The sequence below is a fragment of the Modestobacter lacusdianchii genome, from assembly GCF_054177765.1.
In genome coordinates, this window is sequence record NZ_JBJJTJ010000009.1 from 15,164 (window position 1) to 39,069 (window position 23,906).

A 23,906-nucleotide genomic window follows, 5' to 3' on the forward strand; every position below is an offset into this window, starting at 1 on the left:
CCGCCGTGCAACCAGCCGCCGCGAGGGTGACCAGGATGACCGTGCGTGTGAACGAGATCACATGGGGGTCTGGCGGTGTGAGAGCGGCTGCGGCACAGTGCGTGCCACGCCGGGCCCTCCCCCGAGCGAGAAGCGGGGGACGCCGGGCCGGTGCGTGCCCACCTCGCCGCGGAGGACCACATGCCCGACACCGACCTGTCCGGAGGAGACCTCGCCCTCGTGGCGATCGCGCTCCTCATCTCCCTCGCCGCCCTGGGCTTCGCCGCCTGGCTGGTCCGCGCCGTGCTCGCGGCCGACCAGGGCACCGCCTCGATGCAGGAGATAGCGAGGGCGGTCCAGGAAGGTGCCGTCGCCTACCTGCAACGGCAGTTCCGCACCCTCGCCGTCTTCGCGGTGATCGTCTTCGTGCTGCTGCTCCTGCTGCCGGTCTCCGACGGTGGGCTGGGCACCCGGCTGGGGCGCGCCGCCTTCTTCCTGGTGGGGGCGGCGTTCTCGGCCAGCGTCGGCTTCATCGGGATGACGCTCGCCACCCGCGGCAACGTCCGGGTCGCCGCGGCCGCCGCGGCCGGTGGGCACCGCCCCGCCTTCCGGATCGCCTTCCGCACCGGTGGGGTGGTCGGGATGATCACGGTCGGCCTGGGCCTGTTCGGTGCGACCCTGGCGATGCTGCTGTTCCAGGAGACCGCGCCGGTCGTGCTGGAGGGGTTCGGCTTCGGCGGCGCGCTGCTGGCGATGTTCATGCGGGTCGGCGGCGGCATCTTCACCAAGGCCGCCGACGTCGGCGCCGACCTCGTCGGCAAGGTGGAGGCCGGCATCCCGGAGGACGACCCGCGCAACGCCGCCACGATCGCGGACAACGTGGGCGACAACGTCGGTGACTGCGCCGGCATGGCCGCGGACCTGTTCGAGTCCTACGCCGTGACGCTGGTCGCCGCGTTGATCCTCGGGCAGGTCTTCTTCGGCGCCGTCGGCATGGTGTTCCCGCTGGTCGTCGCCGCGGTCGGGGTGATCGCCTCGGTGGTCGGCATCCTGGCCAGCAACCCCGGCGCCCACGACCGCAACTGGATGTCCCCGGTCAACCGCGGCTTCTTCGCCTCCGCGGCGGTCTCCCTGGTGCTGGTCGCCGCCGCGTCCTTCACGGTGCTGCCCACCATCTCCGACGGCCTCGACGTCGCGGTCAGCCCGCAGGTGCTCGGCTTCGTGTCGGTACTGGTCGGCATCGTGCTCGCCGCCGCCATCCAGCAGCTCACCGGCTACTTCACCGAGACCGCCCGCCGGCCGGTCAAGGACGTCGGCCGCAGCTCGCTGACCGGCCCGGCGACGGTGATCCTGTCCGGGGTCTCGCTGGGCCTGGAGTCGGCCGTCTACGCCGCCCTGCTGATCGGGGCGGCCGTCTACGGCGCCTTCCTGATCGGTGGGGCCGCCGCGCTGTACGCCGTCGCGCTGGCCGGCTGCGGGCTGCTCACCACGGCCGGGGTCATCGTCGCGATGGACACCTTCGGCCCGGTCAGCGACAACGCCCAGGGCATCGCCGAGATGTCCGGGGAGATCGACGAGGAGGGTGCCCAGGTGCTCACCGACCTCGACGCGGTGGGCAACACGACCAAGGCGATCACCAAGGGCATCGCCATCGCGACCGCGGTTCTGGCGGCCACCGCGCTGTTCGGCTCCTACAACGCGAGCATCCTGCTGGCCCTGGACGACGCCGGCTCCGTCCTGGGCGAGGCCTTCACCCTGGTGTCCCCGAACAACGTGGTGGGCGCGGTGATCGGCGCCGCCGTCGTCTTCCTCTTCTCCGGCCTGGCGATCAACGCGGTCTCCCGCGCCGCCGGCCGGGTGGTGTTCGAGGTGCGCAAGCAGTTCCGCGAGCACCCCGGGATCATGGACCGCACCGAGCGGCCGGACTACGGCGCCGTCGTCGACATCTGCACCAAGGACTCGCTGCGCGAGCTGGCCACGCCGGGCCTGCTCGCGGTGCTGGCGCCGGTCGCCGTCGGCTTCGGCCTGGGCTTCGGCCCGCTGGCCGCCTACCTGGTGGGTGCGATCGCCACCGGCACGCTGATGGCCGTCTTCCTCTCCAACTCCGGCGGGGCCTGGGACAACGCCAAGAAGATGGTGGAGGACGGCGCCTACGGCGGGAAGGGCAGCGAGGCGCACGCCGCGACCGTCATCGGGGACACCGTGGGCGACCCGTTCAAGGACACCGCCGGGCCGGCGATCAACCCGTTGATCAAGGTGATGAACCTGGTGGCGCTGCTCATCGCCCCGGCGGTCGTCTCCCTCTCCGTCGGGGCGGACGCCAACACGCCGGTGCGGGTGGCCATCGCGGTGGTCGCGACCCTGGTGATCGTGGTGGCTGTGGTGGTGAGCAAGCGCCGCTCGACCGTGGTCGGTGGGGAGACCGACGCCACCACCGGGGCGCTCACCACGAGCGCCCCCTGACCGTGCTGCGCGGCGGCGGCGTCCGGGTGTGGACACCACCGCCGGATGTGGACGACGGGCCCCGGGTTGGCCGCCGGCCTTCCTAACGTCGCCGCATCGGTCCCTCCCCGGGGCCGCCGTCGCGCCGGGAGGCAGCCGTGTCCGACCTGATCTCCGTCCAACTCGACGCCCTGGGCGCGCTGCTGGCGGAGCTCACCGCGCTGGGTGCCGAGCTGGGGGAGGAGGGGGAGCTGGCCGAGGTGACCGGCCGCTCGCTGGGCACCGCCCTGGCCGGGCCGGTCGGCGCCGGTGCCGCGACGGCCGGTGCCGGCTGGGCCGAGGTGCTCACCGCCCTGGCGGCCCGCACCCTCGCGGTCGCCGCCACGCTGCACGGCGCCCTGGATGCCTACCGCCGGGCCGACGCCGGGATCGCCGGGCAGCTCGGACCGGGGCTGGTGGGGTCCACCCCGGTGCCGCGATGACCACGACGCTCACCGAACTGGCCGGCTGGGACGTCCCGCAGCTGCGCGGCTGCGTCGGGACGCTGGGCCTGGTCGCCGACCGGCTGCTGCCCTGGCGGTCCCGGCTGGACGCGCTGGGCCGGGAGCTGGGAGCCGCGGAGTGCTGGTCGGGTCCGGCCGGCACCGTGGCGGCGTCCGCGCTGGTCGAGCTCTCCACGGTGGCCTCCGGGCTCTCGGGGGCGCTGGCCGCCTCGGCGGCCGACCTGGACGGGCTGGTCGCCGCGGCCGCCGAGGCGCAGGAGCGGGCCGCGACCGCGCTCGCCGTCGCCGGCTCCGCCGGTCTGCGGCTGGACGAACGGGGGACGGCGGCGGGGGTGCCCGCCGCGCCGCTGCCGGTCATGGCCGCCGACCAGGTCGCCGACGTCACAGCTGCACGCGCGGCCGCCGCGGTGGCCGAGGCGACCGCGGCGGGCGCGCTGGTCGCGGCCGCGCGCGCCGCGGCGCATGCGGCCGCGGCAGCCGGGCCGCTGGCCGGGCTGGGGGTGCTGGACGCGGGCCCGGTCGACCTCACCGACCTGGCGGTCCGCCTCCCGGCGCCGGTCCCGTCCCTGCCCTCCGGTGGCGGGCCGCGCTCGGTCGCGGCCTGGTGGTCCGGGCTGACGGCCGGGCAGCAACTGGCGGCGATCGACACCTGGCCGGGTGCCGTCGGTGCCCTGGACGGGCTGCCGGCGTGGGCCCGCGACCGCGCCAACCGCCTCGACCTCGCCGCGGCGCTGCGCCACCTGCCGCCCGGTTCGGCCCGGCACGACATGGCCCGGGCCGTGGAGTCCGCGCTGGCGGAGGTGACCGACGCCGGGCAGGTGGCGCAGCTGCTGCAGTTCGACCCGGCCGAGGGCCTGGTCGCGATGAGCCGGGGCGACCTGGACACCGCTGACGCCGTGGGCGTGCTCGTCCCCGGGATCAACACGAGCCCCATCGGCGACCTGGGCGGGCTGGTCGCGGATGCCGCCGGCGTCGCTGCGGCCGCGGTGGCCGCCGCGCCCGGGCTGGCCGTCGCCACCGTGGCGTGGCTCGGCTACCGCACGCCGATCGGCCGGGAGGCGGTCGAGCTCCGGGCCGCCCGCACCGGCGGTCCGGCGCTCGACCGGGCGCTGGACGGGCTCGCCGCGGCGCGCACGGCCCCGGGCGCGCCGGCCCCGCCCCGGGTGACAGTCGTCGGGCACAGCTACGGCACGGTCGTCACCGGGCAGGCCGCCCGCGCTCCGGGGCGCCTGGCCGCCGACGCCGTGGTGCTGCTCGGCAGCCCGGGCACCAGCGTGGGGCGGGCCGACCGGCTGGAGGCACCGGAGGTCCACGGCGCGTGGTCGGTGGCGGACCCGATCTCGACGAGCGGGTTCTACGGAGCCAGCCCCTCCGGTCTCTTCTTCGGCGACGTCCCGTTGCCGACCGAGCTCACCCAGGGCCACACCGACTACTACGACGCCGACCGGCCCACCCTCGCGGCGCTGGGTGAGGTCGTCGCGGGCACCCGGGCGCCCCGGTGACCTGCACCGACGCCGTCGGGAACCGGCGCCGTCCTCATCCGTTGGAGTCAGGACGGCGCGCCCGTGCTGGTCCGCCGCCCGGCCTCCCCGCCGCGCGGTGGCCTACCGTGGCCTCGCCGAACGGGTGCAGCTCCCACTGCCCCGTGCGCGTCCGGGTCCACCCGGCGCCTGCACCAGCACCCCGACAGGAGCACCGTGCCGCCCACCAAGACCACGAAGTCAGCCACCAGCACCGGGAGCCGCGCGCCGCGCAAGCAGGCCGCCGCGGCCGGCGGCAAGCCGCTGGTCATCGTGGAGTCGCCGACCAAGGCGAACAAGATCGCGGGCTACCTCGGCAGCGACTACGTCGTGGAGGCGAGCGTCGGGCACATCCGCGACCTGCCGCGCAACGCCGCCGACGTGCCCGCCGCGCACAAGGGCGAGTCGTGGGCCCGGCTCGGGGTCGACGTGGACAACGGCTTCTCCCCGCTCTACGTGGTCAGCCCCGACCGCAAGCAGCAGGTCACCCGGCTCAAGCAGCTGGTGAAGGGAGCCAGCGAGATCTACCTCGCCACCGATGAGGACCGCGAGGGCGAGGCCATCGCCTGGCACCTGATCGACACCCTCAAGCCGACCGTGCCGATCCGCCGGATGGTCTTCCACGAGATCACCCGCGAGGCGATCGCCCGCGCCGTGGCCAACCCGCGTGAGCTGGACACCGCGCTGGTCGACGCCCAGGAGACCCGCCGCATCCTCGACCGGCTCTACGGCTACGAGGTCTCCCCGGTGCTGTGGAAGAAGGTGCTGCCGAAGCTGTCGGCCGGCCGCGTGCAGTCGGTCGCCACCCGGATCGTGGTGGAGCGCGAGCGCGCCCGGATGCGGTTCACCGCCGCGGACTACTGGAGCCTGGACGGCGTCTTCGAGGTCGCCGAGAAGCGGGCCGGCACCGACGCGGGAGAACCGACGACCCTGCGGGCGCGCCTGGTGACCGTGGACGACGGCCGGGTCGCCACCGGCAAGGACTTCGACGCCGACACCGGCACGGTGACCAGCAACGTCGTGCACCTGGACGAGGCCGGTGCCCGTGGCCTGGCCGCCCGGCTCGAGGGGCGCGCGGTCACGGTCAGCCGGGTCGACGAGCGGGACTACACCCGCAAGCCCTACGCCCCCTTCATCACCTCCAGCCTGCAGATGGAGGCCGGCCGCAAGTTCGGCTGGTCGTCGGCCCAGGTCATGCGGGTGGCGCAGCGGCTGTACGAGAACGGCCACATCACCTACATGCGGACCGACTCGACCAACCTGTCCAACGAGGCGATCACCGCCGCCCGCCGGCAGGCCGCCGAGCTGTACGGCGACGCCTACGTCCCGGCCGAGCCGCGCCGCTACGACAAGAAGGCCAAGGGCGCCCAGGAGGCGCACGAGGCGATCCGCCCGGCCGGTGACTCCTTCCGCACGCCCGGTCAGCTGGCCGGTCAGCTGGCCCGCGACGAGTTCCGGCTCTACGAGCTGATCTGGCAGCGCACCATCGCCTCGCAGATGGCCAACGCCGTGGGCAAGACCCTCAGCATCCGGCTCGCCGGCAGCTCGAGCACCGGTGAGGCCGTCGAGTTCACCGCCTCCGGCCGGACGATCACCTTCCCGGGGTTCCTGCGGGCCTACGTCGAGGGCAGGGACGAGGGCTCGGGCACCGACGACGAGGCCGACGACAGCGAGCGCCGGCTGCCGCGGGTCGAGCAGGGGCAGCGGCTGGACACCCGGGAGCTCGACCCCCGCGGGCACACCACCAGCCCGCCGGCCCGGTACACCGAGCCGAGCCTCACCGCGCGGCTGCAGGAGCTGGAGATCGGTCGGCCCTCGACCTACGCGTCGATCATGCAGACCATCCAGGACCGCGGGTACGTGTGGAAGAAGGGCTCGGCGCTGGTGCCGTCCTTCATCGCCTTCGCCGTGGTCAACCTGCTGGAGCAGCACTTCGGCCAGCTCGTCGACTACGACTTCACCGCCTCCCTGGAGCGCGAGCTCGACGAGATCGCCGCCGGTCAGCTCGGCCGGGTCGACTGGCTCACCGAGTTCTACTTCGGCGGCGAGGGTCAGCACGCCGGCGGCATCGGCGCCTCCGGCGGGCTGAAGTCCGTCGTCGGCCAGCGGCTGGAGGAGATCGACGCCCGCGGCGTCAACTCCATCCCGCTGCGGGCGGTCGCGCCCAACGGCGACCCGGTGGTCGTCCGGGTCGGCCGCTACGGGCCCTACCTCCAGGCCGGCGGTGAGGACGGCGCCCGGGTGAGCATCCCGGAGGACATCGCCCCCGACGAGCTGACCAGCGAGAAGGTCCAGGAGCTGCTCAACGCCCCCTCCTCCGACCGAGAGCTGGGCACCGACCCGGAGTCCGGCTTCCCGGTGGCGGTCAAGGCCGGCCGGTACGGGCCCTACGTCACCACGCTGGTGCCCGAGGGCAGCAAGGAGCAGCCGCGCACGGCGAGCCTGTTCAAGTCGATGGCCCCCGAGACGGTCACCCTGGAGCAGGCGCTGCGGCTGCTGACCCTGCCGCGCACGATCGGCAAGGACGCCGACGGCGAGGAGATCCAGGCGCTGAACGGCCGCTACGGGCCCTACATCAAGAAGGGCACCGACTCGCGCTCGCTGGAGACCGAGGACGCGCTGTTCACGATCACCCTCGACGAGGCGCTGGCCGTCTTCGCCCAGCCCAAGCAGCGCGGGCGGGCCGCGGCCAAGGCGCCGCTCAAGGAGCTGGGCGCCGACCCGGTCAGCCAGGGGCAGGTCACGGTGCGCGAGGGCCGCTTCGGTCCCTACGTCACCGACGGGGAGGTCAACGCCAGCCTGCGCAAGGGCGACGAGGTCGAGACGATCACCCTCGAGCGGGCCGCCGAGCTGCTGGCCGACCGGCGCGAGCGGGCGCCGGTGAAGAAGAAGGCCACCAAGAAGGCAGCGGCGAAGAAGGCCCCGGCCAAGAAGGCCGCCGCCAAGAAGACGGCCAAGACGACGACGGCGAAGACCACGGCGGCGACGAAGAAGACGACGGCGACGAAGGCCGAGCCCGTCGCCGCCGACGTCGCCGAGTCGGTGCCGGCCGGCAGCTGAGCCGGCGGGGGAGGGGCAGCGGTGGACGACTGGCAGCAGCGGCGCACCTCCTTCGGGTCGGTGGCGGCCGACTACGCCGCCCTGCGGCCGGGCTACCCCGCCGACGTGGTGCCGTTCCTCCTCGGGGCGGCACCACGCCGGGTGCTCGACCTGGGCGCCGGCACCGGGCTGCTGACCGAACGCCTGCTGGCCGCCGGGCACGAGGTGGTCGCGGTCGACCTGTCCGAGCCGATGCTCGACCAGCTGCGGGCCCGGCTGCCGGGTGTCACGGCGGCGGTCGGCGGTGCCGAGGAGGTCCCGCTGCCCGACGGTGACGTCGACGCGGTGGTCGCCGGGCAGGCGGCGCACTGGTTCGACGTCGCGCCGGCCGCCGCCGAACTGCGCCGGGTGCTCCGCCCGGGCGGGGTCGTCGGCCTGGTCTGGAACACCCGGGACGAGCGGGTGCCGTGGGTGCACGCACTGGGCGAGCTGCTCGCCGACGAGGCCCGCGACCACGAGGCCGACCAGACGGTGGTCGACCGGTTCGCCGCCGAGCTGCCCGCCGACGTCGCGGTCCTCGACTCGGCGGTCACCCAGCCGGTCACCCCGGACCAGGTGGTCGCCGGCATCGGCACCCGTAGCTACGTCGCCACGATGACCGCCGCGCGGCGGGCCGAGTTCCTCGGCCGGGTCGAGCAGCTGCTCGCCGGCCACCCCGACACCCGGGGCCGGGCACAGCTGGAACTGCCGTACACCACCCGGGCCCACCGGCTCACGCCGCGCTGAGCCCACCCGCGGCCCGACCGTCGGCCGGAGGGCGGCTCACGGCCGGGCGCGGGTGTCGATCGGCCCGACGCGCCGGGCCGGGCTCCCCGAGCTGCGGAACGGGGCGTTCCCGTCGGCGCTGCCCGGTACGGTGGCCCCGCCGGACCACGGCCGGACACATCGGCAGCACCGACTGCACAGCCACACCCTGGGGGTCCCGATCAGCTCCGACCCGACGGACCGCCCGTCCCCGGGCGGGGCGTCCGATGCCGACCCGGCGGACGGGGTGAGCCGTGCGGCACCCGGCGCCGGTTCGGGCGGCGTCGTCGACGGTGACCCGGGCGGCGCACCGGGGTCGGTGCCCGCCGACGGGCTCCCGCCGGCCGGCTCACCCACGCCGGACGGCGCGGGGGTGCCGCTCTCGGAGTCACCGGACGGCGCCGAGCGCGACGACCGGTCCGGCGCCGACGAGGACGAGCACCCCGGGGCGGGAGCGGTCAGCCAGGTCGCCAAGATCCGGGCGGTGCTGCGGGTCCGCGACTTCCGCAAGCTCTGGCTGTCGACCGCGCTGTCCAGCTTCGGTGACTGGCTGGGCCTGCTGGCGATCACCTTCACGGCGTACTCGCTGGTCGACGGCTACGCGGCCAACTTCGCCCTCGGCGGGGTGCTGGCCTTCCGGCTGCTGCCGGCGATCCTGCTCGGGCCGGTCGCCGGCGCGTTCGCCGACCGCTTCGACCGGCGCAAGACGATGGTCGTCTCCGACGTCCTGCGGTTCGGGCTGTTCGCCTCGATCCCGCTGGTCGGCGAGCTGTGGTGGCTCTTCGTCGCGCAGTTCCTCATCGAGGCGATCAGCCTGTTCTGGATCCCGGCCAAGGACGCCGCGGTCCCCAACATGATCCGCCGGGACCAGCTGGAGCCGGCCAACCAGCTGTCGCTGGTCACCACGTACGGGTTCACCCCGGTGCTGGCCGCGGCGGTGTTCGCGGTGCTGACCGCGGCCGACGGGCTGGGGCAGCTGATCCCGGGGCTCGACGAGGCCGACCTCGCCCTCTACCTCAACGCGCTCACCTTCCTGGTCGCGGCCGTGGTGATCTGGAACCTGCCCTCGATCAGCGGCCGTCGGGCCGCCCGGGCGGAGGTCACCGGCGACGGCTTCCTGCGGTCGCTGCGCGAGGGCTTCTCCTTCGCCGGGCACACCCCGCTGGTGCGCGGCCTGGTCATCGGCATCACCGGCGCGTTCGTGGCCGCCGGGGTGGTGATCGCCACCGCGCAGGCGTTCGTGGTGTCCATGGGCGGCGGCGCCGCGGCGTACGCCCTGCTGTTCGGCGCGGTCTTCATCGGCCTGGGGCTGGGCATCGCAGTGGGCCCCAGCGTGGCCCGGGACCTGTCCCGCGAGCGGTTGTTCGGGGTGGCGATCGTCGGCGCCGGTGCCGCCCTCCTGCTGCTGGTCTGGACCTTCACCCTGTGGCTGGCCCTGGTGCTGGTCGTCGGGATGGGGTTCTTCGCCGGGATCGCCTACCTGGCCGGGTTCACCCTGCTCGGCACCGAGGTCGACGACGAGCTGCGCGGGCGCACCTTCGCGCTGGTCCAGTCGCTGGTGCGCGCGGCGCTGATCCTCTCCCTGGCCGTGGCCCCGTTCGGGGTGGGGCTGATCGCCCGGCACACCGTCGACCTGGGGGCGGTGGCGTTCACCTTCACCGGGGAGCGGCTGATGCTGGGCATCGCCGGGCTGCTCGCCGCCGGCGTCGGGGTGCTGGCCTACCGCCAGATGGACGACGGCCGGCCGGTCCCGCTGCTCGCCGACGTCGTCACCGCCCTGCGCCGCGACACCACCGCCCGCCGCCGGCTCGCCGGCGGCGGGGTGTTCATCGCCTTCGAGGGCGGGGAGGGCGCCGGCAAGTCCACCCAGGTGCGTCGGCTGCAGGAGTGGCTGACCGAGGAGGGCCTGGTCGCCCGGACCACCCGCGAACCCGGCGGGACGGCGCTGGGCGGCAAGATCCGCGGCCTGCTGCTGGACCCGGCCAGCGCGGGGCTCTCACCGCGGGCCGAGGCGCTCATGTACGCCGCCGACCGCGCGCAGCACGTGCACGACGTGCTGCGTCCCGCGCTGGACGCCGGCGAGGTCGTCATCACCGACCGGTTCGTCGACAGCTCGCTGGCCTACCAGGGCGCCGGCCGCACCATCCCCATGGACGACGTCCGGTCGATCTCCCGCTGGGCGACCCAGGGCCTGCGGCCCGACCTCACCCTGCTCCTGGACCTGCCCCCCGAGGTGGGGCTGGCCCGGGCCCGCGGGCGTGCCGCGGCCGACCGGCTGGAGTCGGAGTCGCTGGACTTCCACCAGCGGGTCCGCCGCACCTTCCTCGCCCTGGCCGAGGCCGAGCCCGACCGCTACCTGGTGCTCGACGCCCGCCGGTCGCCGGACGAGCTCGCCGCCGCCATCCGCACCCGGGTGAGCGTGCTGCTGGAGGGCCTGCCGCTGCAGCAGCTCCCGACCGACGTCCCCGCCCCGCGGGGGCGGCGGGGTGAGCACGCCGTCCAGACCGGCTCGACCCCGCAGTTGCACCCTTGAAGGACCCCGTCCCCCTCACCCCTCGCACGCTCGGGGTGAGCCTCGGGACGGGGCCGAGGGAGCCCAGGGACGGGGCTGGACCGACTGAGGGAGGATGACGACGTGACGACCGGTGGGGTGTGGGCCGACGTCGTCGGGCAGCCGGCGGTCGTCGCCGAGCTGCAGGCCGCGGTCGCGCAACCGGGCTCGATGACCCACGCGTGGCTGTTCACCGGCCCTCCCGGGTCCGGTCGCTCGGTCGCCGCCCGGGCCTTCGCCGCAGCCCTGCAGTGCCCGGCCGGCGGTGACGGCAGCTGCCACGAGTGCCGCACCGTGCTGGCCGGCAGCCACGCCGACGTGCACCGCGTCGTCCCCGAGGGCCTGTCGATCGGGGTCGCAGAGGTGCGGCAGATCGTTCGCACCGCCGGCCGGGCGCCCTCGCAGGGGCGCTGGCAGATCGTGGTGGTCGAGGACGCCGACCGGATGACCGAGCAGGCGTCGAACACGGTGCTGAAGATGCTGGAGGAGCCGCCGCCGCGCACGGTCTTCCTGCTCTGCGCCCCGTCGCTGCACCCCGACGACGTGCCGGTGACCATCCGGTCCCGCTGCCGGGTCGTGCCGCTGCGCACCCCGCGGGTCGACGACGTGGCCGAGGTGCTGGTCCGCCGGGACGGCATCGACCCGGCGCTGGCCGCGTGGTCGGCGGCGGCCGCCGGCGGGCACGTGGGCCGCGCCCGGCACCTGGCCCGGGACGAGGCGGCCCGGCTGTCCCGCAAGGCCGTGCTGGACATCCCGCTGTCCCTGGTCTCGCTCGCCGCCTGCCTCAACGCCGCGGACGACCTCGTCGCCGCCGCCAAGGACGAGTCGGACAAGACCGCCGCCGAGGTCGACGCCGTCGAGACCGACGCGGTGAAGGCCAGTCTCGGCGTCGGCGCGCGGGGGCCGGGCGTCGCCGCCGCGAGCCGGGGCGCCGGCCAGCTCAAGGAGCTGGAGAAGCGGCAGAAGTCGCGGGCCACCCGGCTGGGCCGCGACTCCCTGGACCGCGCGCTGGTGGACCTCGCGGCGCTGTACCGGGACGCGCTGGTGGTCAGCGCGGCGGCCGACGCGGCGGGGGAGCTCACCGTGCCGCTCGCGCACCCCGACCGCCGCGCCGACGCGGTCGAGCTGGCCCGCCGGATCGGCGCCGAGGGCGCGCTGCGCCGGATCGACGCCGTGCTGGCCGCCCGCACCGCGCTGGAGCAGAACGTGAAGCCGCAGATCGCGGTGGAGGCGCTCACCGTGGCGCTGCGCCTGCCCGCCTGAGCCGGCGGGCCGGCTCGCTCGCCACGGGCGGGGGTGTCGCAGCGGAGCCGGGGCGGTGCCGTAAGCTCACCCGCGCAGTCCGCCGCCTTAGCTCAGTCGGTAGAGCATCTCACTCGTAATGAGAAGGTCGTCGGTTCGATTCCGACAGGCGGCTCTCCTCCAGCCTCCGCTGCCCACCGCAGGTGCCCCGTGCCGCGGTCGGCGGCTCCCCTCCCCACCGGCGCCCCAGCCCGGAGATGCGGAACGGCGGCGCGCCCCCGGAGGGGCACGCCGCCGTCTGGGTCGGTGCGTGTTCGGCGAGGACCGCCTCGATCAGTGGTGCTGGGTCAGTGCCCGGCGTCCAGGGCGCGCTGGCGGGAGGCCTCGATCTCGGCCTCGGCCTCGGCGCGGCCCACCCACTCGGCGCCCTCGACGGACTTGCCCGGCTCGAGGTCCTTGTAGGTCTCGAAGAAGTGCTGGATCTCCAGCCGGTCGAACTCCGAGACGTCGTTGATGTCCTGCAGGTGCGCGACCCGCGGGTCGGTGGCCGGGACGGTGAGGACCTTGTCGTCCCCGCCCTTCTCGTCGGTCATCCGGAACATCCCGATCGCCCGGCAGGTGATGAGGCACCCGGGGAAGGTCGGCTCCTCCAGCAGGACGAGTGCGTCCAGGGGGTCACCGTCCATCCCGAGCGTCTCCTCGATGTACCCGTAGTCGGCGGGGTACCGGGTCGAGGTGAACAGCATCCGGTCCAGGCGGATGCGTCCGGTGGCGTGGTCCAGCTCGTACTTGTTCCGCTGGCCCTTGGGGATCTCTACCGTCACGTCGAACTGCACGCCGATAGTGTGTCGTACGACTGGCCGTCGCGTCGGCGGAGGTCACTCCAGGGGGTGGGGGAGATCGCGTCAGGTCCGCGCGAGGAGGCGTCCGAACAGCCGGTGGACGAGGCCGGTCAGGCCTCCGCCGAGGCGCCGGACGACGCAGCAGCCACCGTGCAGCTGCCGTCCGACGGGCAGCCGGACACGGCCTCGCGAGTGACGGGTGAGGACGCCGCGACGGCTGGGGCGACGCCCCCGGACTCACAGGGAACGCCCTCGACCACCGGCGCCGCCGACGCGCAGGTGCCCGACGAGGCGGCCGCGGAGGCACCGACCGAGGGGCCGACGCCGGACGGGACGGACACCGCGGCGCCCGCGGTGGCGGGGGAGCCCGGCCCCTCGCCCGCACCGGTCACCCCCGACCGGACCACTGCCGCGGAGCCGGCCCCTGCGGCCGAGCCGGCGCCTGCGGCCTCGCCCGCTGAGCCGGCCGCTGCGCCCCAGCCGGCTCCTCCGGCCGATCCGGTGGTCGTCGGTGAGCCGGCCACCTCGGCGGAGCCCGTCCCGGAGGCGGCGACGAGCGGACCGGCGGGGGACGGGGCCACGGCGGCTGGCGCTGCTGCCCCGAGTGCGGCGACTGAGGTGCCTCCGGCGGCCCCGACGGCAGGGCCGGGAGCCGCGGCAGCGGGGGGAGGCGCAGTCGCGCCGGGGCCCTCCGAGGGAGCGGCGACGGTGCCCCCGGGTGCGCCGACGCCCGAGGAAGGCGAACAGCCTGGCGACTCGGACGGCGCAGTCCGGGAGGAGAGCCCGACCCAGGCGCTCGACGCGCCCGGCCAGGACGGCCCGGCGGACGAGCCGGCCGAGGACCCGGCCGCGGCCGCGCGGGCAGCTGCCGAGCAGGCGGCCGCGGCCCAGGCCGCCGCCGACCTGGCGGCGGTCAAGGAGTGGGCCGCGCAGCGCGCCGCCGCCGAGCAGGCGGCTGCCGCGCAGGCCGAGGCCGACCGCCAGGCGGCCGAGCAGCTCGCCGCCGACGAGGCGGCGGCCGAGCGCGCTGCCGCCGAGCAGGCCGCCGCCGACCTGGCCGCGGTCCGGGAGTGGGCCGCGCAGCGTGCCGCCGCCGAGCGGGCGGCCGCGGAGCAGGCAGCGGCGGAAGCCGCCGCAGCGGCCGCAGCGCGGGCGGCGGCCGAGCAGGCGGAGGCGGACCGGCTGGCGGCCGAGCGCGCCGCCTTCGACGAGGCCGAGGCCCAGCGGGCGGCGGCGGCCGAGCAGATGGCCGCCGAGCGGGCCGCGGTCGCGGCACAGATCGCGGCCGAGCGGGCGGCGGTGGAGCGCGCGGTGTCGGAGCAGGCCGCGGCGGCCGAGCGCGCAGCGATCGAGCGGGCAGCGGCGCAGCGCGCCGCTCAGCAGGCAGCGATGGAGCGGGCCGCTGCGCAGCAGGCCGCCGCCGAACGGCCACCCGTGCAGCGTGCGGCGACGGAGCAGCAGGCGGCGGGCCGGCCGGCGGCCGCGCGCCCCACCCCCGGTCCCCGGCGGGACGGCGCCTCGGCCGCAGCACCGGCCGAGGACGAGACCCGGACCCGGGCAGGGCGCAGGCGCGCGGGTGCCACGGCGGCGGAGGGAGGTCGGTCCGGGGGGCGCCGGCTCACGAAGGTCCTCGTCGCCGCCGTCCTGGCCCTGGTGCTGGTCGCGGCGGGCGTGCTGCTGGCCGTCCAGCTCACCGGGGGCCCCGGCGACCCCGGCGTCGCACCGGACGCCGAGCAGGTGCCCGACGCCGTGCTGCCCGAGCTCAGCGACCCGGCACCGGTGCTGGCCGCGCTGTCGGCCGAGGCACCGGTGCCCGACCCGGCCGCGCTGGCCGCGGTGCTCGGCCCCCTCCTCGATGCGCCCGCGCTGGGCACCGGTCTCTCCGCCGAGGTGGTGGACGTCGCCACCGGCCGGGTCCTGCTCGAGCGCGACGCCACCGACCCGAGCACGCCGGCCTCGACGACCAAGCTGCTGACCGGGCTGGCCGCGGTGACCACGCTGGGCCCGACCGAACGGATCGAGACCACCGTGGTGGCCGGTAGTGCACCGGGGGAGGTGGTGCTGGTCGGCGGCGGCGACCCGACGCTGTCCACCACCGCGCCCTCGGTCGACTACCCGGGTGCGGCGACCGTGGCCGACCTCGCCGCGCAGGTGCAGCAGGCGCTCGCCGGGCAGCCCGTCACCCGCGTCGTCGTGGACAACTCGCTGTTCACCGGCCCGCTGACCGCCACCGGCTGGGGGGAGGGCGACGCACCCTCGACCTACGCGGCACCGGTCACCGCCACCGCGGTGGACGGCGCCCGGGTCACCCCCGGCCAGTCGCAGCGCAGCGGCCAGCCGGGCACCGACGCCGGCCGGGCCCTCGCGGAGGCGCTCGGGGTGCCCGGTGCGCCCGTCGCCCTCGGCGCCGCCCCGGCCGGGGCGCGCACGCTGGGCACCGTGGAGTCCGCGCCGGTCGGGCGGCTGGTGGAGCAGGCGCTCACCGCGTCCGACAACCTGCTCGCCGAGACCCTCGCGCGGCACGTGGCCATCGCGCGGGGGCTGCCGGCCACGTTCGACGGGGCGGGCGCTGCGGTGACCGCCGCGCTGGCCGAGGCGGGGCTGGACACCACCGGGCTCAGCCTCGCCGATGCCAGCGGGCTCTCCCAGGACGACCGGGCACCGGCCCGGCTGCTGGTCGACGTGGTGCAGGCGGCGGCCGACGGGAGCATCCCGGACGCCGATGTGCTGCTCTCCGGCCTCCCGGTGGCCGGCTACGACGGCACGCTGGCCGAGCGCACCGCGGACGGGGCGGGCAGCCCGGGCGCGGTGCGGGCCAAGACCGGCACCCTGCTGGGCGTCAACGACCTGGCCGGCACGGTGCAGACCGCCGACGGCCGGCTGCTCGCCTTCTCCGTGCTGGCCGACGGGGCCGCCGGCACCATCGGCGCGGCCGAGGCGGCGCTCGACGAGGTGGCCGCCGCCCTGGCCGGCTGCGGCTGCCGTTAGTCGAAGGACCCTGCTGCCCCCCACCCCTCGCAGGCTCGGGGTGGGCCCCTGCAGCAGGGTCGGACGTGGGCCCCTGCAGCAGGGCCGGACGGCGAGCGGTTGCGCCGCGTACGGTCGGGCCATGAGCCGAGCCTCGTCACTGGTCGACTGGGACCTCGCCGGCCGCACCGCCCGGCGCCTGGTCAGCTCCGGTCCGGAGACCTCGCGCGCCGAGGCGGCCGCCGTCGTGGCCGAGCTGCACGAGGCCGCCGCGACCGCGGTCGCCCACGTGGAGGCGCTCACCGGCCTGCGGCCGGTGCCGGGCGGGCCGGTGCCCACCGTCGCCGTCGTCGACCGGCCCGGCTGGGTCGAGGCCAACACCGCCGGCATGGCCGCGCTGCTGGACCCGCTGTCCGACGCGCTGCAGAGGGGGCAGGACCGCACGCCCGGCCCGCTCGCGACCGCGATCGGCTCCCGCGCCACCGGCGTCCAGGCCGGCGGCGTGCTGGCCTTCCTCTGCACCCGGGTGCTGGGGCAGTACGAGGTGTTCGGCTCGGGTGGCCGGCTGCTGCTGGTCGCGCCCAACATCGTGGAGACCGAGCGCCGGCTGGGCGTGGAGCCCAGCGACTTCCGGCTGTGGGTGTGCCTGCACGAGGTCACCCACCAGCTGCAGTTCACCGCCGTCCCCTGGCTGCGCAGCTACCTGGAGGAGCAGATCGCCTCCTTCGCCGAGGCCACCGACCTGACGCCGGACGTGCTGCGCGACCGGCTCACCGACCTGGTGCGCGGCCTCGGCGACGCCGTCCGTGGCGGGCAGGACGACGACGCGCCGCAGGGCCTGATGGCGCTGGTCCGCGACCCCGAGCAGCGCGCCGCCCTCGACCGGGTGACCGCGGTGATGAGCCTGGTGGAGGGGCACGCCGAGTACGTCATGGACGGCGTGGGGCCGGACGTCGTCCCCTCGGTCCGCACGCTGCGCAAGCGGTTCGCCCAGCGGCGCAAGGGCCGTGGCCCGATCGACCGGGTGCTGCGCCGGCTGCTGGGCCTGGAGCAGAAGATGCAGCAGTACGCCGACGGCCGGGTGTTCGTCGCCGGCGTCGTCGACCTGGTCGGGATGGACGGGTTCAACCAGGTGTGGGCCGGGCCGGAGAACCTGCCGCTCAAGGACGAGCTGACCGACCCCGCCCGCTGGGTGACGCGGGTCCTGGAGACCCGGCCGGCCTTCCCGGCCTGAGCCGGCGGCCAGGAGCTCCGGGATGGCCGGACCCGATCCCGCCGTCGCCGCCCTGCGCACCGCGGTGCGCCCCGGGCTGGCCGTGGGCACCGGCCCGGTGCTGGTCGCCTGCAGCGGGGGAGCGGACTCGGTGGCCCTCGCGGCGGCCCTCGCCTTCGAGGCGCCGCGGGCCGGGCGTGCGGTGGGCGCGGTGACCGTCGACCATGGCCTGCAGGCCGGCTCCGCCGACCAGGCCCGCCGCACCGCGGCGCTGCTGGAGTCGCTGCGGCTGTCCCCGGTGCTGGTCGTGCCGGTCTCGGTGGGCACCGACGGCGGGCCCGAGGGCGCCGCCCGTGCCGCACGCACCGCGGCGCTGACCGCCGCGGCGGCCGCGCACGGCGCGACGGTCGCGCTCGGCCACACGCTGGACGACCAGGCCGAGACGGTGCTGCTCGGGCTGGCCCGGGGGTCGGGGCCGCGGTCGGTGGCCGGCATGGTCGAGCACCGGCCGCCGTTCTGGCGCCCGCTGCTCGGCGTGCGCCGGGAGACCACCCGGGCGGCCTGCGCCGCCCAGCAGCTGCCGGTCTGGGACGACCCGTGGAACACCGACCCCGCCTACACCCGCGTCCGGCTGCGCACCGAGGTGCTGCCGCTGCTGGAGGAGGTGCTCGGCGGTGGGGTCGCCCCGGCACTGGCCCGCACCGCCGGGATGGTCCGGGAGGACCTGGACGCCCTCGACGCCCTGGCCGCCGCCGAGGCGGACGCGCTCGTCGGGCCGGACGGCGGGCTCCCGGCCGCGCCGCTGGCCGAGCTCCCGGCCGCGCTGCGCCGCCGGGTGCTGCGCGGCTGGTTGCGCGGCGCCGGGGTGCCCGACCTGCAGGCGACGCACCTCGCGGCGGTCGACGCGCTGCTCACCCGCTGGAGGGGGCAGGGGCGGGCGGACCTGCCGGGTGGTCACGGGGTGGTCCGGGCGTCTGGCAGGCTGACGGTGCAGCCCGGCCCTGGTCGCCGCGCCGCGTCTCCTGACGACTTCCCCCCAGAGGAGCCCTGACACCCGTGAGCGAGCCCGCCACCACCGGAGCGCAGGCACCAGGACCGTTGGGCCCCGACCACGGCTACGGCCCGGACATCGACCACGTGCTCCTCTCCGAGGAGCAGATCCAGGCCAAGATCACCGAGCTGGCCGCGCAGATCGCCCACGACTACGCCGGCCGCGAGGTGCTGCTCGTCGGCGTCCTCAAGGGCGCGGTGCTGTTCATGTCCGACTTCGCCCGGGCCCTGCAGCTGCCGACCCAGATGGAGTTCATGGCGGTCTCCTCCTACGGCAGCTCCACCAGCTCCTCGGGCGTCGTGCGGATCCTCAAGGACCTGGACCGGGACATCGCCGACAAGCACGTGCTGGTGCTCGAGGACATCATCGACTCCGGGTTGACGCTGTCCTGGCTGCTGAAGAACCTGGGCAGCCGCCGGCCGGCGTCGCTGGAGGTGTGCACCCTGCTGCGCAAGCCCGACGCGGTCAAGGTCGACGTCCCGGTGCGCTACATCGGCTTCGACATCCCCAACGAGTTCGTCGTCGGCTACGGCCTGGACTACGCCGAGCGCTACCGCGACCTGCCCTACATCGGCACGCTGAAGCCCGAGGTCTACTCCTCCTGAGGAGGACCCGCTGCCCCCCACCCTCCCGAACCCGGGGCGGGACCCGGCAGCGGGACGGGTGGCCGGGGGCCGTGCGCGCAGCTGTTGCACAGGTCCTGCGGTGTACCTTCGTGCCCAACGACGTCGCCCCGTGACGGGGTGTTCCCCGCCGGTCGCGGGCGGCGTCCCGCGACGATCAGGAGGGTCGACGGGCGAAGCCGGGCGTCCCCGGTGCCCGGCCACGGTGTATGGAACGTAAGAAGATCGTCCGGAACGTCTGGTTCTGGATCGCCATCGTCGTCGTGCTGGGCCTCGTGGGCTCCAGCTTCTTCCGGGGCAACGGCGGCTACGACGAGGTGTCGACGTCCACCGCGTTGGACCAGCTCGCCAGCGGCAACGTCTCCTCCGTCACGATCAACGACAAGGAGCAGACGCTCGACCTCGACCTGGAGAACGCGGTCGACGGCAGCACCCAGATCACCGCCTCCTACCCGCTCGGCGCCTCCGACGACGTCTTCGACCTCGTCCGCGGCGCGGGCGACGAGGACGGCGGCGCCGGCTCCTTCGACACCAACGTCACCCAGGACAACCTGCTGGTCTCGGTCCTGGTCAGCTTCCTGCCCTTCGTGCTGCTGCTCCTCCTGCTGTTCTGGCTGTTCAACTCGATGCAGGGCGGTGGCCGCGGGGTCATGGCCTTCGGCAAGTCCAAGGCCAAGGTGGTCAGCAAGGACACCCCGAAGACGACGTTCTCCGACGTCGCCGGGGCGGACGAGGCCATCGAGGAGCTGCACGAGATCAAGGACTTCCTGCAGAACCCGGTCAAGTACCAGGCGATCGGCGCGAAGATCCCCAAGGGCGTGCTGCTGTTCGGCCCGCCCGGCACGGGCAAGACGCTGCTGGCCCGCGCCGTCGCCGGCGAGGCCGGGGTGCCGTTCTACTCGATCTCCGGCTCGGACTTCGTCGAGATGTTCGTCGGTGTCGGCGCCAGCCGGGTGCGCGACCTGTTCACCCAGGCGAAGGAGAACGCCCCGGCGATCATCTTCATCGACGAGATCGACGCCGTCGGCCGGCAGCGCGGTGCCGGCATGGGCGGCGGGCACGACGAGCGCGAGCAGACGCTGAACCAGATGCTCGTCGAGATGGACGGCTTCGACGTCAAGGGCGGCGTCATCATGATCGCCGCCACCAACCGGCCCGACGTCCTGGACCCCGCACTGCTGCGCCCGGGCCGCTTCGACCGGCAGATCGCCGTCGACCGTCCCGACCTCCTCGGCCGGGTGGCCGTGCTCGAGGTGCACGCCACCGGCAAGCCGCTGGCCGACGACGTCGACCTGATGACGCTGGCCCGGCGCACCCCCGGCTTCACCGGTGCCGACCTGGCCAACGTGCTCAACGAGGCGGCGCTGCTCACCGCCCGCAACGGCGGCACGCTGATCACCGACGCCACCCTCGAGGAGGCGATCGACCGCGTGCTCTCCGGCCCGGAGCGCAAGACCCGGGCGATGAGCGAGAAGGAGAAGAAGGTCACCGCGTACCACGAGGGCGGGCACGCCCTGGTGGCCCACGCGCTGCCGAACACCGACCCGGTGCACAAGGTGACGATCCTGCCGCGCGGCCGGTCGCTCGGGCACACCCTGGTGCTGCCCACCGAGGACAAGTACACCCAGACGCGATCGGAGATGATCGACCAGCTGGCCTACATGCTGGGTGGTCGCGCCGCCGAGGAGCTGGTGTTCCACGAGCCGACCACCGGTGCCGGCAACGACATCGAGAAGGCCACCTCGGTGGCCCGCGCGATGGTCACCCAGTACGGGATGAGCGCCAAGCTCGGTGCGGTGAAGTACGGCAGCACCGACTCCGAGCCGTTCCTCGGCCGGGACATGGGCTCGCGCCCGGACTACTCCGACGCCGTCGCCGCCGACATCGACGGCGAGGTGCGCGCGCTCATCGAGGCCGCGCACGACGAGGCCTGGGAGATCCTGGTGGAGTACCGGGACACCCTCGACCGGCTGGTGCTGGAGCTGCTGGAGAAGGAGACCCTGTCCCGCGAGGACATGGACCGGATCTGTGCCGGGGTCGTGAAGCGCCCGTCGATGGCCCCGTACAACGGCTTCGGCAAGCGCACCCCGTCGGAGCGCCCGCCGGTGCTCACCCCCGCCGAGGTGGCCGCGGCCAACGGCACCGGTGCGCACGTGAACGGGTCCTCGCCGTCCCCGGTCGGCGACGTCGGCGCGCCGGTCCAGGGCCGGTGAGCGCCGGTACCGGGGGAGCGGAGCAGCCGGGGCCGGCGGGTGGGCAGCTCGCCGACCGGGTCGACGGTCTGGGCCAGGACCGGCTGACCGGTGACCCGGTGGCCGACCTGGCCGACGGCCGGGTCGACACCGCCCGGATCGAGGCAGCTGTCCGGGAGGTCCTGCTCGCCGTCGGCGAGGACCCCGACCGGCCCGGTCTGGTGGACACCCCGGCCCGCGTGGCCCGCGCCTACGCGGAGACCTTCGCCGGTCTCGGCCAGGACCCCTACGACGTCCTGGCGACGACGTTCGACGAGGACCACGACGAGCTCGTGCTGGTCAAGGACATCCCGATGTACTCGACGTGCGAGCACCACCTGGTGCCCTTCCACGGCAAGGCGCACGTCGGCTACATCCCCGGTGCCGACGGGCGGGTGACCGGCTTGTCGAAGGTGGCCCGGCTGGTCGAGGTGTACGCACGGCGTCCGCAGGTGCAGGAGCGGATGACCCGGCAGGTCGCCGACGCCCTGTTCGAGGTGCTGCAGCCGCGGGGCGTGATCGTGGTCATCGAGGCCGAGCACCTGTGCATGGCGATGCGCGGGGTCCGCAAGCCGGGGTCGACGACGATCACCTCGGCGGTGCGCGGCATCTTCCGGGAGAACGCGGCCACCCGCAGCGAGGCGATGAGCCTCATCCTGGGCAGGTGAGCGCCCTCCTGCCGCGGCCGGGTCGGTGCCTGGTGATGGGCGTCCTCAACGTCACCCCCGACTCGTTCTCCGACGGTGGCTGCTACGCCGACGCGGGGGCGGCGATCACCCACGGCCTGCAGATGGACGCCGCCGGTGCCGACTACGTCGACGTGGGCGGGGAGTCGACCCGCCCCGGCGCCGACCGGGTGGACGCGGCCGAGGAGTGCCGCCGCGTCGTGCCGGTGGTGCGCGAGCTGGCCGGCGCCGGTGTCCGGGTCAGCGTGGACACCACCCGCGCCGAGGTGGCCGCCGCCGCTCTGGACGCCGGGGCCGCGCTGGTCAACGACGTGAGCGGCGGGCTGGCCGACGAGGGCATGGCCCGGCTGGTCGCCGAGTCCGGCGTCCCGTGGGTGCTGATGCACTGGCGCGGGCACAGCCGGGAGATGTACGCCGCGGCGCGCTACGGCGACGTCGTGACCGAGGTGGCGGCGGAGCTGACCGCCCGGGTGGAGGACGTGGTAGCCGCGGGTGTCGACCCCGGTCAGCTGGTCCTCGACCCCGGGCTCGGGTTCGCCAAGAACGCCGACCACAACTGGGCGTTGCTGGCCGGGCTGGACCGGCTCGTCGCCCTGGGCCTGCCGGTGCTGGTCGGCGCCTCGCGCAAGACCTTCCTCGGCCGGCTCCTGGCCGCCCCCGACGGGCAGGTGCGCCCGGTCGAGGGCCGGGAGGCCGCGACCCTGGCGATCTCGGTGCTGGCGGCGCAGGCCGGGGCCTGGGGCGTGCGGGTGCACGACCCGGTGCAGTCCCTCGACGCGATCGCGACCGTGGCCGCCGTGCAGGCGGCCCGCCGCGCTGGAGGAGGAGAACGTGCCTGACCGCATCACCGTGCACGGCCTGACCGGGCACGGCTTCCACGGGGTCTACCCGGCCGAGCGCGAGCGCGGTCAGACCTTCCGCGTCGACGCCGTGCTGGAGCTGGACACCGCACCGGCCGCGGCCTCCGACGACCTCACCCGGACGGTCGACTACGCCGAGCTCTCCCAGCGGCTGCACGCCGTGCTGGTCGGCGAGCCGGTCGACCTGCTGGAGACGCTGGCCCAGCGGCTGGCCGACCTGTGCCTGGCCCACCCCCTGGTCGAGGCGGTCGAGATCACCGTGCACAAGCCGGAGGCCGACCTGGGGGTCCCCGCCGCCGACGTCACGGTCGCGATCCGGCGCGAGCGCCGGTGAGCCGGGCGGTCCTGTCCCTAGGCGGCAACCTGGGTGACCGCGCGGCCACCCTGCGCCGGGCACTGGTCGCGCTGACCGGCCACGGGCTGGTGGCCCGTTCGACGTTGTACGAGACCCCGCCGTGGGGGCCGGTCGAGCAGCCGCCGTACCTGAACGCGGTCGCCGTCGTCCGGGGCGACCGGGACGCCGCCGGCTGGCTCGCGCTCGCGCACGAGCTCGAGCAGGCCGCCGGGCGCACCCGGGAGGTGCGCTGGGGCGCCCGCACGCTGGACGTCGACGTCGTCACGGTCACCGGGGACGACGGGACGCCGGTGCGCTCGGACGACCCGGTGCTCACCCTGCCGCACCCGCGGGCGCACGAGCGGGCGTTCGTGCTGGTCCCGTGGCTGGCGCTGGACCCGGCCGCGACCCTGCCCGGGCACGGTCGGGTGGCCGACCTGGTCGCCGCCCTGCCGGCCGACGAGGTCGCCGCGGTGACCCGCTGGGAGCAGCTGGCATGACGCCGGTGCGCCGCCGGGACCTGGTGTTCCTGGGCGTGGCCGTCGCGGTCGCCGTCTGGCTCGTGGTGCGTGCCGCCTACGGGGACCTGCCGCCCTTCCGGTGGTGGCTGCCGGTGCCGCTGGGCGTGCTCGCCGTGGCCGAGGCGCTCGGTGCCCGCACGCTGCGGGCCCGTCTGTCCGCCGAGCGGGAGGGGCGCCCGGCCCCGGGCAGGTCCGCGGCGGCGGCCCGGCCGGTGGAGCCGCTGCTGGTGGCCCGGGTGGCGGTGCTCGCCCAGGCCAGCGCCTGGGTCGGCGCCGTGCTCGCGGGTGCCTGGGCCGGGCTGCTGCTGCACACCGTGCCGGCGCTGGGTCGCCTCGCCTACGCCCGCGGCGACACGGCTACCGGCGTGATCGGGGTGCTCCTGGCCATCGGGCTCGCCGTCGCCGCGCTGTGGCTGGAGCACGTCTGCCGCGTGCCCCCGGACTCGGACGACGAGGACCCGGGAACGGGGTCCGCGCCTGGTCGACGGTCGGGTTGAC

At 75.5% G+C, this 23,906-nt stretch carries 18 protein-coding genes and 1 tRNA gene; 18 read left to right on the top strand and 1 reads right to left on the bottom strand.

Translation table 11 applies throughout. From position 1 onward, the window contains the following. Positions 1-180: 180 nt before the first annotated feature. From ACJTNH_RS08495 to ACJTNH_RS08530, 8 genes are all read left to right on the top strand, one after another. Positions 181-2,442 carry a sodium-translocating pyrophosphatase gene (locus ACJTNH_RS08495; protein WP_458174571.1) on the top strand — a complete coding sequence of 754 codons (2,262 nt, stop codon included), beginning with the start codon at positions 181-183 and terminating at the stop codon, positions 2,440-2,442. Between the two features lie 137 nt (positions 2,443-2,579). Continuing rightward, positions 2,580-2,903, top strand: coding sequence for a hypothetical protein (locus ACJTNH_RS08500; RefSeq protein WP_458174573.1), 324 nt, complete (start codon positions 2,580-2,582; stop codon positions 2,901-2,903). Continuing rightward, entirely contained in the window at positions 2,900-4,426 is a 1,527-nt protein-coding gene (locus tag ACJTNH_RS08505) for an alpha/beta hydrolase (RefSeq protein ID WP_458174575.1), read from the top strand. Before ACJTNH_RS08500 ends, ACJTNH_RS08505 begins: the two co-directional genes overlap by 4 nt. Before the next feature lie 195 nt (positions 4,427-4,621). Further along, on the top strand, positions 4,622-7,504 hold the full coding sequence (topA, locus tag ACJTNH_RS08510; RefSeq protein WP_458174577.1) for a type I DNA topoisomerase: 2,883 nt from the start codon (positions 4,622-4,624) through the stop codon (positions 7,502-7,504). A gap of 21 nt (positions 7,505-7,525) precedes the next feature. Then, the gene (locus ACJTNH_RS08515) at positions 7,526-8,269 is read left to right on the top strand and encodes a class I SAM-dependent methyltransferase (protein WP_458174579.1); all 744 of its coding nucleotides are present in this window, start codon (positions 7,526-7,528) and stop codon (positions 8,267-8,269) included. 265 nt (positions 8,270-8,534) lie between these two features. After that, on the top strand, positions 8,535-10,820 hold the full coding sequence (tmk, locus tag ACJTNH_RS08520) for a dTMP kinase (protein WP_458174581.1): 2,286 nt from the start codon (positions 8,535-8,537) through the stop codon (positions 10,818-10,820). A 102-nt stretch (positions 10,821-10,922) separates the two neighbouring features. Next, on the top strand, positions 10,923-12,101 hold the full coding sequence (locus tag ACJTNH_RS08525; RefSeq protein ID WP_458174583.1) for a DNA polymerase III subunit delta': 1,179 nt from the start codon (positions 10,923-10,925) through the stop codon (positions 12,099-12,101). 81 nt (positions 12,102-12,182) lie between these two features. Next, positions 12,183-12,255 (top strand) — tRNA-Thr (locus ACJTNH_RS08530). A gap of 172 nt (positions 12,256-12,427) precedes the next feature. Here ACJTNH_RS08530 and ACJTNH_RS08535 read toward each other — a convergent pair. Then, positions 12,428-12,916 (bottom strand): inorganic diphosphatase, encoded by a 489-nt coding sequence (locus ACJTNH_RS08535; RefSeq protein WP_222192492.1) that lies wholly within the window; start codon positions 12,914-12,916, stop codon positions 12,428-12,430. Positions 12,917-13,630: 714 nt separating this feature from the next. Here ACJTNH_RS08535 and dacB point away from each other — a divergent pair. From dacB to ACJTNH_RS08585, 10 genes are all read left to right on the top strand, one after another. Continuing rightward, complete coding sequence (dacB, locus tag ACJTNH_RS08540) at positions 13,631-15,910, top strand: D-alanyl-D-alanine carboxypeptidase/D-alanyl-D-alanine endopeptidase (protein ID WP_458174587.1); 2,280 nt, start codon at positions 13,631-13,633, stop codon at positions 15,908-15,910. A gap of 121 nt (positions 15,911-16,031) precedes the next feature. Continuing rightward, positions 16,032-17,123, top strand: coding sequence for a zinc-dependent metalloprotease (locus tag ACJTNH_RS08545; RefSeq protein ID WP_458174589.1), 1,092 nt, complete (start codon positions 16,032-16,034; stop codon positions 17,121-17,123). Between the two features lie 22 nt (positions 17,124-17,145). Continuing rightward, a complete protein-coding gene (gene tilS, locus ACJTNH_RS08550) occupies positions 17,146-18,153 on the top strand; it encodes a tRNA lysidine(34) synthetase TilS (RefSeq protein ID WP_458174591.1) in 1,008 nt (335 codons plus the stop codon). A 5-nt stretch (positions 18,154-18,158) separates the two neighbouring features. After that, positions 18,159-18,758: a hypoxanthine phosphoribosyltransferase gene (gene hpt / locus ACJTNH_RS08555; RefSeq protein WP_458174593.1), complete on the top strand. Its 600-nt coding sequence runs from the start codon at positions 18,159-18,161 to the stop codon at positions 18,756-18,758. A gap of 227 nt (positions 18,759-18,985) precedes the next feature. After that, positions 18,986-20,989 carry an ATP-dependent zinc metalloprotease FtsH gene (ftsH, locus tag ACJTNH_RS08560; RefSeq protein WP_458174595.1) on the top strand — a complete coding sequence of 668 codons (2,004 nt, stop codon included), beginning with the start codon at positions 18,986-18,988 and terminating at the stop codon, positions 20,987-20,989. Then, complete coding sequence (folE, locus tag ACJTNH_RS08565) at positions 20,986-21,675, top strand: GTP cyclohydrolase I FolE (protein WP_458174597.1); 690 nt, start codon at positions 20,986-20,988, stop codon at positions 21,673-21,675. Before ftsH ends, folE begins: the two co-directional genes overlap by 4 nt. Further along, the gene (folP, locus tag ACJTNH_RS08570) at positions 21,672-22,532 is read left to right on the top strand and encodes a dihydropteroate synthase (RefSeq protein ID WP_458174599.1); all 861 of its coding nucleotides are present in this window, start codon (positions 21,672-21,674) and stop codon (positions 22,530-22,532) included. Before folE ends, folP begins: the two co-directional genes overlap by 4 nt. Next, positions 22,525-22,887, top strand: a complete 363-nt coding sequence (gene folB, locus ACJTNH_RS08575; protein ID WP_458174601.1) for a dihydroneopterin aldolase — start codon at positions 22,525-22,527, stop codon at positions 22,885-22,887. The genes folP and folB overlap by 8 nt, the downstream gene beginning before the upstream one ends. Next, positions 22,884-23,387, top strand: a complete 504-nt coding sequence (folK, locus tag ACJTNH_RS08580) for a 2-amino-4-hydroxy-6-hydroxymethyldihydropteridine diphosphokinase (protein WP_458174603.1) — start codon at positions 22,884-22,886, stop codon at positions 23,385-23,387. The genes folB and folK overlap by 4 nt, the downstream gene beginning before the upstream one ends. Further along, the gene (locus ACJTNH_RS08585; protein WP_458174605.1) at positions 23,384-23,905 is read left to right on the top strand and encodes a DUF3180 domain-containing protein; all 522 of its coding nucleotides are present in this window, start codon (positions 23,384-23,386) and stop codon (positions 23,903-23,905) included. The genes folK and ACJTNH_RS08585 overlap by 4 nt, the downstream gene beginning before the upstream one ends. Position 23,906: the final 1 nt, after the last annotated feature.

Coding starts and splice junctions, on each gene's coding strand:
- ACJTNH_RS08495 (WP_458174571.1), top strand. CDS start 181: ATGCCCGACACCGACCTGTCCGGAGGAGACCTCGCCCTCGTGGCGATC.
- ACJTNH_RS08505 (WP_458174575.1), top strand. CDS start 2,900: ATGACCACGACGCTCACCGAACTGGCCGGCTGGGACGTCCCGCAGCTG.
- ACJTNH_RS08545 (WP_458174589.1), top strand. CDS start 16,032: ATGAGCCGAGCCTCGTCACTGGTCGACTGGGACCTCGCCGGCCGCACC.
- tilS (WP_458174591.1), top strand. CDS start 17,146: ATGGCCGGACCCGATCCCGCCGTCGCCGCCCTGCGCACCGCGGTGCGC.
- ftsH (WP_458174595.1), top strand. CDS start 18,986: ATGGAACGTAAGAAGATCGTCCGGAACGTCTGGTTCTGGATCGCCATC.
- ACJTNH_RS08585 (WP_458174605.1), top strand. CDS start 23,384: ATGACGCCGGTGCGCCGCCGGGACCTGGTGTTCCTGGGCGTGGCCGTC.